The organism is Dermacoccus abyssi (genome assembly GCF_003515945.1).
GTDB classification, from domain to species: Bacteria; Actinomycetota; Actinomycetes; order Actinomycetales; family Dermatophilaceae; genus Dermacoccus; species Dermacoccus abyssi.
The window spans coordinates 228,440-241,068 of record NZ_QWLM01000004.1 but is presented as its reverse complement, the minus strand read 5'-3'; the positions used below and the strand labels follow the sequence as shown (position 1 = coordinate 241,068).

Annotated in this window: 15 protein-coding genes; 2 read left to right on the top strand and 13 right to left on the bottom strand. The window is 70.4% G+C overall.

Going from position 1 to position 12,629, the window contains the following annotated elements; all coding sequences use genetic code 11:
• Positions 1-2: 2 nt before the first annotated feature.
• From D1832_RS15750 to purB, 7 genes are all read right to left on the bottom strand, one after another.
• Positions 3-971: a spermine/spermidine synthase domain-containing protein gene (locus D1832_RS15750; protein ID WP_241510878.1), complete on the bottom strand. Its 969-nt coding sequence runs from the start codon at positions 969-971 to the stop codon at positions 3-5.
• A complete protein-coding gene (locus D1832_RS15745) occupies positions 972-1,547 on the bottom strand; it encodes a hypothetical protein (RefSeq protein ID WP_241510877.1) in 576 nt (191 codons plus the stop codon).
• A gap of 39 nt (positions 1,548-1,586) precedes the next feature.
• Positions 1,587-1,823 (bottom strand): hypothetical protein, encoded by a 237-nt coding sequence (locus tag D1832_RS05655; protein WP_118912982.1) that lies wholly within the window; start codon positions 1,821-1,823, stop codon positions 1,587-1,589.
• Positions 1,820-2,320, bottom strand: coding sequence for a DUF2617 family protein (locus tag D1832_RS05650; RefSeq protein ID WP_182434674.1), 501 nt, complete (start codon positions 2,318-2,320; stop codon positions 1,820-1,822). Before D1832_RS05650 ends, D1832_RS05655 begins: the two co-directional genes overlap by 4 nt.
• Positions 2,317-2,772, bottom strand: a complete 456-nt coding sequence (locus D1832_RS05645) for a DUF4178 domain-containing protein (RefSeq protein ID WP_118912980.1) — start codon at positions 2,770-2,772, stop codon at positions 2,317-2,319. Before D1832_RS05645 ends, D1832_RS05650 begins: the two co-directional genes overlap by 4 nt.
• Positions 2,773-2,783: 11 nt before the next feature.
• Positions 2,784-3,212, bottom strand: coding sequence for a DUF350 domain-containing protein (locus D1832_RS05640; RefSeq protein ID WP_118912979.1), 429 nt, complete (start codon positions 3,210-3,212; stop codon positions 2,784-2,786).
• 261 nt (positions 3,213-3,473) lie between these two features.
• Positions 3,474-4,895 carry an adenylosuccinate lyase gene (purB, locus tag D1832_RS05635; RefSeq protein WP_118912978.1) on the bottom strand — a complete coding sequence of 474 codons (1,422 nt, stop codon included), beginning with the start codon at positions 4,893-4,895 and terminating at the stop codon, positions 3,474-3,476.
• 240 nt (positions 4,896-5,135) lie between these two features.
• On the opposite strand from purB, the gene D1832_RS05630 reads away from it, so the two are divergent.
• Positions 5,136-5,405, top strand: a complete 270-nt coding sequence (locus tag D1832_RS05630) for a hypothetical protein (protein ID WP_182434673.1) — start codon at positions 5,136-5,138, stop codon at positions 5,403-5,405.
• A 117-nt stretch (positions 5,406-5,522) separates the two neighbouring features.
• On the opposite strand, the gene D1832_RS05625 is transcribed toward D1832_RS05630, so the two are convergent.
• On the bottom strand, positions 5,523-6,323 hold the full coding sequence (locus D1832_RS05625) for a VOC family protein (RefSeq protein ID WP_118912976.1): 801 nt from the start codon (positions 6,321-6,323) through the stop codon (positions 5,523-5,525).
• 176 nt (positions 6,324-6,499) lie between these two features.
• Here D1832_RS05625 and D1832_RS05620 point away from each other — a divergent pair, with 176 nt between their 5' ends.
• A complete protein-coding gene (locus D1832_RS05620) occupies positions 6,500-6,922 on the top strand; it encodes a YkvA family protein (RefSeq protein ID WP_047310671.1) in 423 nt (140 codons plus the stop codon).
• 2 nt (positions 6,923-6,924) lie between these two features.
• On the opposite strand, the gene galK is transcribed toward D1832_RS05620, so the two are convergent.
• Genes galK through D1832_RS05595 form a run of 5 tightly spaced genes read right to left on the bottom strand, consistent with a single transcriptional unit; the run spans position 6,925 to position 12,401 of the window.
• Positions 6,925-8,133 carry a galactokinase gene (galK, locus tag D1832_RS05615; protein ID WP_118912975.1) on the bottom strand — a complete coding sequence of 403 codons (1,209 nt, stop codon included), beginning with the start codon at positions 8,131-8,133 and terminating at the stop codon, positions 6,925-6,927.
• Entirely contained in the window at positions 8,130-9,221 is a 1,092-nt protein-coding gene (gene galT, locus D1832_RS05610) for a galactose-1-phosphate uridylyltransferase (protein ID WP_047310670.1), read from the bottom strand. The genes galK and galT overlap by 4 nt, the downstream gene beginning before the upstream one ends.
• Positions 9,221-9,919 (bottom strand): dethiobiotin synthase, encoded by a 699-nt coding sequence (bioD, locus tag D1832_RS05605; RefSeq protein WP_118912974.1) that lies wholly within the window; start codon positions 9,917-9,919, stop codon positions 9,221-9,223. Before bioD ends, galT begins: the two co-directional genes overlap by 1 nt.
• Positions 9,916-11,064: an aminotransferase class I/II-fold pyridoxal phosphate-dependent enzyme gene (locus D1832_RS05600; RefSeq protein WP_241510876.1), complete on the bottom strand. Its 1,149-nt coding sequence runs from the start codon at positions 11,062-11,064 to the stop codon at positions 9,916-9,918. Before D1832_RS05600 ends, bioD begins: the two co-directional genes overlap by 4 nt.
• A complete protein-coding gene (locus D1832_RS05595) occupies positions 11,061-12,401 on the bottom strand; it encodes an adenosylmethionine--8-amino-7-oxononanoate transaminase (protein ID WP_118912972.1) in 1,341 nt (446 codons plus the stop codon). Before D1832_RS05595 ends, D1832_RS05600 begins: the two co-directional genes overlap by 4 nt.
• Between the last annotated feature and the right edge of the window lie 228 nt (positions 12,402-12,629).

Genomic DNA, 12,629 nt, shown 5'->3' with positions numbered 1-12,629 from the left:
TCTCAGTAGCCTCGGTAGGCGCCCTTTTGCGCGTCGAGGATGGTGGGTGCCAGCAGGGTCGACGGCTTCACGGGCAGCCGGCCACGGTCGGGCGGGAAGACGGCAGCGGCCCGCAGCACGTCCTGCGTGACGAAGCGCTGCGCCGGGGCGTCATCGGGCAGCGTGAGCGACGGCGGCGTCGACGAGCGCGTCGCGAGGTGGAAGCCCCAGTCGCCGAAGCTCGGCACGTCGACGTGGTACGGCGTTGTCGCGAACCCGGCGCGGCGCAGGGTCGCCTCCGTCGTCCAGTAAGCCTCGCGGGCGAAGAACGGCGAGCCGCTCTGGACGACCATGCGGCCGCCGGGGGCGAGGGCCCTGTTCATCAGCCCGTAGATCTCCTGCGAGTACAGCTTCGCGGTGGCCACGTCGTCGGCGTCGGGGAAGTCGACGACGATGGCGTCGAACGTCTCGTTCTGGGTGCGCAGCCACGTGAACGCATCGGCGGCGCGATAGGTCAGGCGCGGGTCGTCCATCGCATCGGCGTTGGCCGCGACGAATTCGGGCCGCGTGCGCGCGAGGTCGACCACCGCCGGGTCGAGGTCGACGAGCGTCACCTTCTCGACGCCGGGGTACGCGAGCACCCGGCGTGCCGCCAGTCCGTCGCCCCCGCCGAGCACGAGGACCTTCGTGCGCGGCCCGTTCATCGCAGGAGCGACGAGCGCCTCGTGGTAGCGGTACTCGTCGAGCGTCGAGAACTGCAGGTCACCGTTGAGGAACAGCCGCACGTCGCGTCCGTCGAGGCCGGACGTGACGACGATGTCCTGGTAGGCCGAACGCTCGCTCACGACGATCGGATCGCGGTAGATGCGCTGCTGCGCGGACAGCTCGAACTTCCCCGAGAACCAGGCAAGCCCCGCGAGCCCGACGAGCGTCACGGCGAGCGCGCCGCCGACGAGGCGCCGCCCCCACGTCGTGAACGAGTCACGAAACACTCACAGGCACAAGGCAACACCGACGAGGGCGTTGACGGCGCCGACGGCGAGTGTGCCGCGGAGCAGGCCGAAGAGGGGCAGCAGGAGGAACGGGAACGCCAGGCCACCCACGAGGGCGCCGACGTAATCGGCGGCGAAGAGATCAGCGACGGCGTCCGACGCATTCTGTTTGCGGATGCGCTGGAGCAACGTCATGAGCAGGGGGATCTCGGCACCGATGAGCGCGCCGATCGTGAAGGCGAGAGCGACGAGCGCTGGCCCGTAGAGCGACCACCACGCGAAGGCGGCGTACAGCACGATGACGCTCGTGCCGCCGATGACGGCGAGGGCCAGCTCGACCAGGGCGAAGTTGCGGGCCGCCTGGCCGACGAGCCGCTTCGCCGCGAGCGAGCCGATGCCCATGGCGAACACCATGACCGACAGGACGATCGACGTCTGCGTGATCGAGTTGCCTAGCAAGTACGAGCCGAGCGCGACGAGCGCGAGCTCGTAGACGAGACCGCATGCGGCGCACAGCAGGACGGCGCCGAAGACGAGGGCGCGGGCGAGGCGGGGAGCCTCAGACGGTGAGCGCACGGCTCACCTCGATCGCGCGAATGCTGCGAACAGCGTCGCTCACTTTCCGCTGCCCGAACCGCCACCGCGGAAGGAACTACCGTGACGGCGCGTCGTCGAGCTGCGGTGATCGTTGTCGCAGGCCTCCTTGACGGCCCGCTCGTTGGGCGTGAAGCCCTGCGCTCGCGCCATCTGACGCTGCTGCTCGCGGCAGGCTTCCTCTTCCTTGCTCGTGCCGCAGCCGCTCAACCCGAGGCCGAGGGCCGCGACGAGCAGTACGTTGACGGTGCGCTTCATGCCGGATCCCTCCGTCGCTGCAGGTCGAGCGAGGACGCGGTCTCGACCAGTTCTCCGTGCTGCGGGTAGACGTGCCAGGTGCGCCACGTGAGGACGTCGTCGCGGCGCTCGGCGACGAGGGCCGTCACGGCGAGCTCGTGGCCGGGAAATCGCGCGACGACGGCGTCGTCACGGTCGGCGAGTGAGCGGACGAGGGCGTCAACCTCCTCGCGCAGGGCGTGCGGAGTCAGGTGCGTGACGCGCGAGCGCAACGCGTAGCCGGGTGCGGCATGCTGCGACGGCAGCGGCAGCGACACGTTCGGGAGGTAGGCGATCGTCTCGCTGAACGTGACGCCCTCGGTCTCGACGACGACCTGGTGCGAGGCCCCGAGCACGCGCAGGTCGGCACCCGCCACGAAGCAGGTGGCGAGAGGCTCCACAGGGGCCAAGCCGAGCCCCAGGCGTAGGTCGGCGGCGCGGGTGTCGACGAACGGCGACGCGATGGCGTGAAGGGTCACGACGAACCCCCGGTGACCTGCACGCCGAACGCCGGGATGTGACGGCCGGTCGACGGCTCCCACGCGCCGTCGTCGAAGCGCTCGAAGGCGACGAGCGTGCCGCCGAGGCGGTAGTCGGCGTAGGCGTAACGGCCCGAGCGCCCCGACGGAAGGCTGCGGTAGGTGCCTGTGCCGTCCTCGTTGCGGCGCAGCTTCGTGCCGTCGCAGACGACGTTGCGTTCGCCAGGCTCGCCGCGCTCGGGCAGGGCCGGGCGGTCCTTCCACAGGGTGAGGCTGAGCGTGCCCTCGTCGTCCTCGACGGTGAGCCAGTCGGCGTCCGGATGACCGCTGAGGCGGTGCGAGTGCCAGGTGAAGTCGTCGACGGTGAGTTCGAGGGTCTCCTCGACGCGCGCGGGAGCGCCCGCGAGCGAGAGGTGCGAGCCGGGGCGGATGGTCAGCGCGTCGTGGGTCATGGGAGCGTCGATCAGGAGATGGCGGCGCAGATCATGAGCGCGACCGCGATGTGAGCCGCCGCCGACACCCAGACCGCCGGGTGCCTGTCCTCTTGCAGCAGCAACGCGCCCAGCTTGCCCGGCGTTAGGGCGTCCAGGGCGAAGAAGCTCAGGGCCATGAAGATCAGCCCGAGGACGCCGTAGACGGCGGTGCTCACGAGGCCCGCCGCGAGGCCGTCGTGGGACGAACGGATGGCCGTGAAGACGATGAGACCCACGGCGACCAGGTTCGCCGAGACGAGGATGGCCGCGTTCTGGTTGCGGTCACGCCACACTATGTCGGCGAGCCGACCGGGTGTGAGCAGATCGGTCATGAAGTAGCCGAGCGCCTGGAGCGCACAACCGACGATGGCGAAGGCCGCGATGGCCCCGACGTCGTAGAGCAGATCGGATGCGGTCATCGAATTCATCGCCTTCCCGGCCGACACAGGGCTGGGGCCGTTCCCCACGCGCAGTGATTGCGCGATGCCCCCGGAACATGCAAGAACTATAGGCGAATCACTCCGCCCCAAGGGGTGCTTAGGGGGTGAGAGCCGCGGGTGGCTCGGGTGCGGTGGTGGCGCGGTCGTACGTTGTGTCCTGACGCCGCCTGTCGTCGCGCAGCACGACGCCCTGCCCGCGGAGCACAGCTGCGGGCAGGGCGTCGCGTGAGCGCAGGTTCGTTAGACCTCGAGGTAATCGACGAGCTGAGGTGCGATGCCGATGTAGGTGGCAGGCGTCATCTCGAGGAAACGCTCCTCGACGTCGGAGGGCAGGCCGAGGCCGCGCACGAACTCGCGCAGGTCGTCGCCGGTGATGCGGCGTCCGCGCGTCAGTTCCTTGAGGCGCTCGTAGGGCTGCTCCATCCCGGGCACGCCCTGGGCGCCGAGCGCGCGCATCGCCGTCTGGATCGGCTCGCCGAGCACCTCCCAGTTGGCTTCGAGGTCCTTGGCCATGGCGCCCGGCACGGGGTCGAGACCGCCGAGGCCCCGCGCGACGTTGTCCATGGCCAGCACCGAGTGACCGAATGCGGTGCCGATGTTGCGCTGCATCGAGGAATCCGTGAGGTCGCGCTGCAGGCGCGACGTGACGAGGGTCGAGCCGAGGACGTCGAGCAACGCCGAGCTGACCTCGAGGTTCGCCTCCGCGTTCTCGAAGCGGATCGGGTTCACCTTGTGCGGCATCGTCGACGATCCGACGGTGCCCTGGCCGCGCACCTGCGCGAAGTAGCCCATCGAGATGTAGGTCCACACGTCGGTGCACAGGTTGTGCAGGATGCGGTTGAACCGCGCGATGTCGGCGTAGAGCTCGGCCTGCCAGTCGTGGCTCTCGATCTGCGTCGTCAACGGGTTCCACGTGAGGCCGAGGCCCTCGACGAACGACTTGCTCAGTGCCGGCCAGTCGGCGCTCGGCACCGCAGCCGTGTGCGCACCGAACGTGCCGGTGGCTCCGTTGATCTTGCCGAGGTACTCCTGCCCGCCGATGCGGCGCAGCTGACGGCCCAGGCGGTGGGCGAGCACCGCGAACTCCTTGCCCATCGTCGTCGGCGTCGCGGGCTGGCCGTGGGTGTGCGACAGGAGCGGCACGTCACGCATGTCACGGGCCATCGTCGCGACCTGCTCGACGAGCGTCGTCGCCTTCGGCAGCCACACCTGCTGCGTCGCACGCTGCACCATGAGGGCGTAGCTGAGGTTGTTGATGTCCTCGCTCGTGCAGCAGAAGTGGATGAGCTCCGAGAGCTGCTCGGCGTCGTCGTGGCCCGCGGCGGCCACGATCTGCGTGAGGCGGCGCTTGAGGTAGTACTCGACGGCCTTGACGTCGTGCACCGTCTCGCGCTCGATCTCGGCGAGTTCGGCGATGTCGTCACCGTCGAACTCCTCGACGACGTCGCGCAGCGCCTCCTTCTCGCCGTCGTCCAGCGCGCGCACGCCGTCGAGGATGCCGGTGTCGGTGAGGTGGATGAGCCACTCGACCTCGACGTGCACGCGCATGCGGTTGAGCGCGGCCTCCGACAGGTGGTCGACGAGCGGGGCGACGGCGCCGCGGTAGCGGCCGTCGAGGGCTCCGAGGGCGATGGCGGGCTGGGTGTCGGCGAGGCTGCGCATGCACCCATTGTTCCAAACGACGAGCCCCGGACGCGTGTCGCATCCGAGGCTCATCCCCACGGTGGAGTCAGCGCTTGCGGGCCCGCAGCGGGAGCCACACCGCCAGGCCCATGAGCGCCATCGCCAGCGGGACATGGACGGCGGCCATGACGTCCTTGCCCTCGTCCACGATGAGCCCACCTGACATAGGCCTCGAGGATCAACAGCACCGTCAACGCCAGCGCACCGAAAGTCAGGTCGGTGCGTTCACGCAGCTTCAGGAACGCCCACACCGTGGCGAGGAGCGCGAACCCGATGGTGGCCTTCCCGCACCACGAATGGACCTCGAGCCAGGGCGTCTTCTCCGGGTCGGTGTCGGGCGTCGACATGAACAATCCGGCCCACAGGCCCTGCAGCAGCACGGCGAGCGACGCGACGCCGACGAGTGCTGCGAACGTGCGAGTGGGTGCCGTCGCGGCTGAGGAATTCGCGGGCGTGGAGCTCGTCATGATGGTCCTTCGCGTGGAATGAAGCAGTGTCCCCACAGCCAACCGCGTCCACCTAGGAGAAGGCTCTCGTCCGGAACCGGCAGACCTGACAAGTCCCCGGGATTCTCCTGGGTCAGGGCCGGCTCACCTCACCTGCTCGTCACTCGGCGTCGCGATCGTGCTCCGCCTCCTCCTCGGCTTCCGCGGTGTAGGAGATGACGTTGAAGACCTCGCCCTCGGGGCCGCGGATGGTGGCCTCGGGGCCGAACGGGGTGTCGAAGCTCATGAGCACCTCGCCGTCGAGCTCCTCGACGATGGCGACGCTCGAGTCGCGGTCGGCCACGACGAAGTGCGTGAGCCAGTTCGCCGGGACCTCGTCCGGCAGGTGCCCCGCGAGATGGATTCCGGCGACGACCTCATCGTCGGAGGCGCGCTTGCACGTGACGTAGTCGGCGCCCATCTCGTCGTAGCTGAACCCGAAGACCTTGCCGTAGAACGCCTTCGCGCCCTCGAGGTCTCGCGTCATGAGGTCGTTCCAACCCACGGAGCCAGACTCGTTGAAGATGCCGAAACCGTGGTGCTCACCGCCCTGCCAGGCGCCGAACGCGGCACCCTCGGCGTCGGTGAAGAACGCCATGCGGCCTGCACCAGCGACGCCCATGGGCTCGGCGATGACGCTGCCTCCCGCGGCGCGCACCGCCTCGGCGGTGGCATCGACGTCGTCGGAGGCGAAGAACGTCGACCACGCCGTGGGAACCTCTGGCGCCATACGCGGCGTGATGGCAGCGGCGGATCGTCCGTGCTTGAAGCACAGTGCGTAGCCGCCCATCTCGGCCGGGCCCTCCTGCACGTCCCAGCCGAAGAGCTTGGCGTAGAAGTCGCCGGCCTTCTTCACGTCGTCGAAGCAGCAGTCGACCCAGTTCGGGGTGCCTGCAGGCCAGTTCGTGTCACGGGTGGGCATGGGAGCTCCTTCGTTCGAAGTGCCGAGTTCAGCGGCTCGACATCAGCCAACCACGGGCCACCGACAACCGCCAGGGTGTCTGGCTCCTGCGCAGATCCCGGTGATCGGGTCGCACGTTCGGGATAAGGCGTCCAATACGTGCCCATGAAGACCCGACGAGGCCTACTCTTGTCGCCGTGACCCAGCCCTCCGCCGAAGCGCGCATTCTCACGTCGGCAGCGTTCCGGCGCGCGCGGCTCCGGGCGGCGTCACTCATCGCCTCCCGCACGGAGTTGCACAGGCTGCTCGCCAGCGTCGAGTCGAAGCGCGAGAGCAACCCGCGCCTGTACGAGGGCGCGCAAGGGCTTGACCTCGACATCATCTGCTCGGTCGTCGACGCCTACGTCGACGAGGGCATGCTCACCGTGGACGGCCACGACGACCCACACACCACCAGCATCACCGGCAAGGCACGTCTGCGCCTCGTCGTGGCAGCGCTCGTCTACCTCGTCGACGTGGAGGACGTCATCCCGGACTCGCGGCCCAACGGCCTCACCGACGACGTCGTCCTCTTGCGCTGGGCGTCACGCATGGCGCGCGCCGAACTGCCCGCCGTCTGAGGTCACTTCAGACGTTTGGCACCTTCACTCGCGAGGGCGACGAACGGCTCCGGCTGGGCGAAGCCACCCTTCGCGGCACGCTGCTTCGCAAGCTCCACGGCGTCGTCGACACGGCCCGAATCGATGAGGGCGATGACGCAGCCGCCGAAGCCGCCGCCCGTCATCCGTGCGCCGTACGCGCCGCCGTCCTCGAGGGCCGCGGCGAGCGTGTCGACGGCCGGGACGGTGATCTCGAAGTCGTCGCGCATGCTGGCGTGCGACGCGCTGAGCACGCGGCCGACGGCGGGGGCGCTCTCGCGCGTGACGCCGGCCCCCAGCGCCTCGTGCACGGCAAGCACCCGCGCCGAGTCGGTGATGACGTGGCGCGCGCGGCGGCGCGGAACGTCGGGCAACTCCTCGAGGCGCGCATCGACCGCACTGACGTCGCGTCCGTCGACCTCACTGCACAGGTGACCTCGCTCAATGCCGAGCAGATCAGCGGCCTCCTCGCAGGAGCGACGGCGCTCGCCGTAGGCCCCGTCGACGAGCTCGTGCGGCGCGTGGGAGTTGACGACGAGCAGGACGAGCCCGGCCGAGTCGAGATCGAACGGCACCTGCTCGGTGTCGTTCGTCAGCGTGTCGAGGCGTAGTGCGGAACCGGCTTCACACAGCACCGAGGCCATCTGGTCCATCGTTCCCGTCGGCGCGCCGGCGATCTCGTTCTCCGCGAGACGGCCGAGGCGGGCGATGGCCGGACGCTCGAGGCCCCATCCGGCCAAGTCGTTCCAGGCGCTCGCGGTCGAGCAGCTCAGCGAGGCGGACGACGACAGCCCGGCACCGCGCGGCACGTCGGCCGCGAACGCTATGTCGAGGCCGGGCACGTCGAGGCCGTCACGCGCGGCCGCCCAGCCGACGCCGGCCGCGTACGAAGCCCAGCCGAGCGACGCCTCGCGCGAGATGTCGCCCAGGCGCGCCTCGACGCGCTTGCCCTCGGAGACGAGCCGGACGAGGTCGTCGTCACGACGCCGCGCGACGGCGACGGTGCCGGTCGGCAGAGCGATGGGCAGGACGTAGCCGCCGTTGTAGTCCGTGTGCTCGCCGACGATGTTGACGCGCCCGGGCGCCCACCACGCGCCGTCCGGCGTGACGTCGCCGAACTCGCGCGCGAACAGCGCTTCCGCTTCGGCGAGCAGGCGGCTCTGCGAGTCGCTCGAGGTGATCTCCTGCGTCATCGCGACGTTCCCAGCTCGCGCAGGCGCTCGGCCACCGCCTCGGGCGCCACGTCGTTGCTGAACGCGCCCTGGCCGGACTCGGTACCTGCGAGGTACTTGAGCTTGTCCGCGCTGCGCCGGATCGAGAACAGCTCGACGTGCAGCCACGCGAGGCGACGGTCCGGGTGGTCACCCTTCGCAGGAGCTTGCTGCCACGCCGAGATGTAGGGCAGCGGGGCGTCGTACATCGCGTCGAAACGGCCGAGGACGTCGCGGTAGAGCTCCGCGAGGCCGTCGCGCTGCGCCTCGTCGAGGGCCGCGAGGTCGGGCGTCTGACGGCGCGGGTAGAGGTGCACCTCGACGGGCCAGCGCGCCGCGAACGGCACGAACGCCACCCACGTCGCGTTCTGTGCGACGATGCGCGACCCCTCCGCCAGCTCGCGGCTCAGAATGTCGCCGAAGAGGTTGCGGCCGGTGCGCGAGTGGTGGCGACGGGCGGCGTCGAGTTCCTTGCGCGCCCGCGGCGGAACCATGTCGTAGGCGTAGATCTGGCCGTGCGGGTGCGGCAGGGTGACGCCGATCTCGGCGCCGCGGTTCTCGAACGGGTAGACGTACTCGACGCTCTCGCGCGCGGAGAGTTCGCGCGTCCGGTCGGCCCACGTGTCGACGACGAGGCGGGCCTGCTCGAGCGACAGGTCCTTGAACGAGGCGTTGTGGTTCGAGCTGAAGCAGACCACCTCGCACGCGCCGTACGCGGGCGCCGAGGCGAACAGCGGGTCGTCGATCTCCTCGACGCCCGTGACGGCGTCCGAGAGCGCCGGGAAACGGTTGTCGAAGACAGCGACCTCGTAGTCCTCCGAGGGTACTTCGCTCGCGTAGTCCGGGCGGCTCGGACACAGCGGGCACTCGTTCGCCGGCGGCATGAAGGTGCGGTTCTGACGGTGCGCGGCGAGCACGATGTACTCGTCGGTGAGGACGTCGTAGCGCAATTGCGACATGGGCGTCGTCTCGGGCAGATCGCGCCGGTCGGGCACGGCTTCGCGGCCCTCCTCGCGGTCGTACCAGCGGATCGTGCGGCCATCGGCGAGACGGCCGTCGGTTCGGAACATCACAGGTGCACCCACTTGCTTGCGTTGTTTCGGAAGGTGTTCGGGTCGAGTTGGGCCGCACGTTCCGGCAGGCGCCCGAGCGGCTGCGCGCCGGCGGCCTTCGGCAGGTCGTCGAGGTTCGTGCGCTCGGCGAGGCCGGGCTCGTCGGGGTAGCTGCCGACGACGTAGCCGATGAGGTCGAGGCCCCGGTGGCGCAGCGCCTCGGCGGTGAGGGCCGTGACGTTGAGCGTGCCGAGACGGGGCGCGACGACGAGCACGAAGCCCGCGCGAACGCCCTTGTCGCGCAGGTGAACAGCGAGGTCGGCCAGGGTGGCGCCCCCGCCGTCGAGGTGGACGAGCAGGCCGCCCGCGCCCTCGACGATGACGGTGTCGACGTCGTCGCGGTCGGCGATCTCGAGGACGCGCTCGGCGTGCTCCGCGACGGTCGGGATGCTCGTGCCGGCGAGGCGCGCGGCGGCGTCGGGCGCGAGGGGGTCGGGCAGGCGGGTGAACTCGTGTGTCGTCACGCCCTCGGTGCCGGCCAGGCGGGCGACCTCGTCGACGTCACCCGGCTCACCCGGGGCCAGGCCCGTCTGGACAGGTTTGACGACGGCGATCCGCATGCCCTGCGCGGCAAGTGCCGCGGCGACGGCGGCCGTCGTCACCGTCTTGCCGACCTCTGTGTCGGTGCCGGTGACGAGGATGACGGGGGCGCTCATCGTGCTCCTTCGAACGTGCTGGCGACGACGCCGAGGATACGCCTGGCGTCGTCGAGTTCCGCATCCGTGAGTCCCGCCGTGGCGGTGACGCGCAGGCGGCTGATGCCGTCCGGCGTGCTCGGCGGGCGGAAGCACCCGATGCGCAGACCCTGCGCGCGGGCCGCGTCGACGGCGGCGAGGGCGTCGGCGGGTGACGGCATGGCCTTGGACAGCACCGCCCCGGCCGACGGTTCGACGCCGAGGGCATCGGCGATGGCGGCTGCCGCGGCGAGGGTTCGGCCCGGGAGCTCGGGATGCGCGACGAGATGACGAAGCGCTCCGAGCGCGGCCCCAGCGGAAGCCGGTGCGAGGCCCGTGTCGAAGATGAACGGACGTGCCGTGTTGAGCAGGTGCTCGCGTAGCGCTCGCGGCCCGAGAACCGCGCCGCCCTGGCTCGCGAGCGACTTCGACAGGGTGACCGTGACAACGACGCGGTTGGCGCCCTCGCCGTCGAGGAGGCCGCCGGCCCTGGCGAGCCCCTCGCCGCGCGCACCCGCGACACCGAGACCGTGCGCCTCGTCGACGACGAGCAGCGCGTCGTGCTCGACGGCGAGCGCGAGGAGCGCGGGGAGGTCGGCGGCGTCGCCGAGCACGGAGAAGATCGACTCGACGACGATGACGGCGCGCGGCTCGGTGCGTTCGGCGAGGGCGCGACGCACGGCGTCGACGTCGAGGTGCGGTGTGACGGCGACGCGAGCCTTGGCGAGGCGCATGCCGTCGATGAGGCTCGCGTGGTTGTGAGCGTCGCTGATGACGAGGGTGTCGGCGGTGCCGAGCACCGTCATGGCGGAGAGGTTCGCGTGGTACCCGGTGGAGAACACGAGCGCGGACTCGTGCCCCATGTGCGCCGCGAGCTCGGCTTCGAGCGTCGTGTGGACGGCGTGCGTTCCGGTGACGAGGCGGCTCGCGCCCGCGCCGCCGCCGGCTTCGTCGAGGGCTCGCTGCGCGCCGTCGAGCACCGCGGGATGGCGCCGCAGGCCGAGGTAGTCGTTGCCCGCGAGATCGATGCGGACACCGTCGAGCTGGTCGGCCTCGGCCGTGCGGATGAGGTCGCGCTCGGTGCGCCGTTTCGCGGCGGCGTCGAGGGCGTCGAGGTACTGGTTCACGGCGCCTGCTCGCTCGCCGGGGCGCATGCGTGGACCGCGGCGGTGACAGCCTCGCAGATCGTGCCCAGGTCGTCGTCGGTGCAGACGAACGGCGGCATCGTGTAGATGAGGCGGCGGAAGGGGCGGATCCATGCGCCCGCGTCGAGGGCGGCTGCCGTGGCCGCGTCGACGTCGACGTCGTGGGTCAGCTCGACGACGCCGACCGCACCCAGCGTGCGAACATCCGCGACGTGGGGGAGTTCGCGCAGGGGAGCGAGGTGAGTGTCGAGTGTGTCGGCGAATTCGGCTGCGCGGGTGAGACGTTTGGTGTCGAGGAGGTCGATGCTGGCGAGCGCGACGGCGCACGAGAGCGGGTTGCCCATGAAGGTGGGGCCGTGCATCATCGCGCCGGTGCGCTCGCTGATGGTGCGGGCGAGTTCGTCGGTGCAGAGCACGGCCGCCATCGTGAGGTAGCCGCCGGTGAGGGCCTTGCCCAGGCAGAGGATGTCGGGCGTGATGCCGATGCGGCTGGCAGCCCAGTAGGTGCCGGTGCGCCCGAAGCCGGTGGCGATCTCGTCGAAGATGACGAGCGCGCCGTGCTCGCGGGCGAGGGTGGTGAGGAATCGCACGCATTCGGGGTCGTAGATGCGCATACCGCCGGCGCCCTGCAGGAGTGGCTCGACGATGACGGCCGCGATCTCGTCGGCGTGTTCCGTGTAGAGGGAAGCGGTTTCGCGCTTCCATGCCTCGAGTTCGTCAGGGTCGGCTTCAAGGCCTGCAGGTGGGAGCGGGGCGAAGAGCTGTTGCGGCAGCGTGCCGCGCCAGAGGGAGTGCATGCCGCCGTCGGGGTCGCAAACGCTCATGGGGTGCAGGGTGTCGCCGTGGTAACCGCCGCGGATCGTGAGGACGGTGCGTCGCGGACGTTCGTCGGCGGCGAAGACCTGGAGGGCCATCTTGAGGGCCACCTCGACGCTGACGGAGCCGGAGTCGGCGAGGAACGCGCGCGTCAGCGTCGGTCGGTCGGCCTCTGGTGCGGGCGCGATCTCGACGAGCTTCTCACCGAGGCGGACGGCGGGTTCGTGCGTCAGGCCGCCGAACATGACGTGACTCATCCGCTGCAGCTGCGCCTCGGCGGCGGCGTTGAGCTCGGGCACGTTGTAGCCGTGGATGGCGCACCACCAAGAGCTCATCGCGTCGAGCACCTCGCGCGATGCGCCGTCGCCGTCACGCAGGGTGAGGCGCGGCCCGTGCGCGGACTCGACGAACCGCGTCGTCGCAGGGTTCGTGGCGCTCGAGTAGGGGTGCCACAGGTGGTCACGATCCGAGGCGAGCAGCCGTGCGACGTCGGGGGTGGGCATGGCCCTCATCCTTTCACCTGGGGAAGGGGTGAGGCACCTGTGGCATCGATCGACTCGACCCGACTCCGCGCGTCGGCGAGTGGAGGCGGAAGGCGGGGTCGCTCCAGTCGCGGTGGCCGCTCTTGGCGCGCAGGGTCGTCTGGATCCCGGGGATGGTGAGGCCGCGCTTCGTCGCGCGGGTCGGCGCTGGCGGTACGCCGTTGACTCCGCGGGGCACGATTGCGCCAG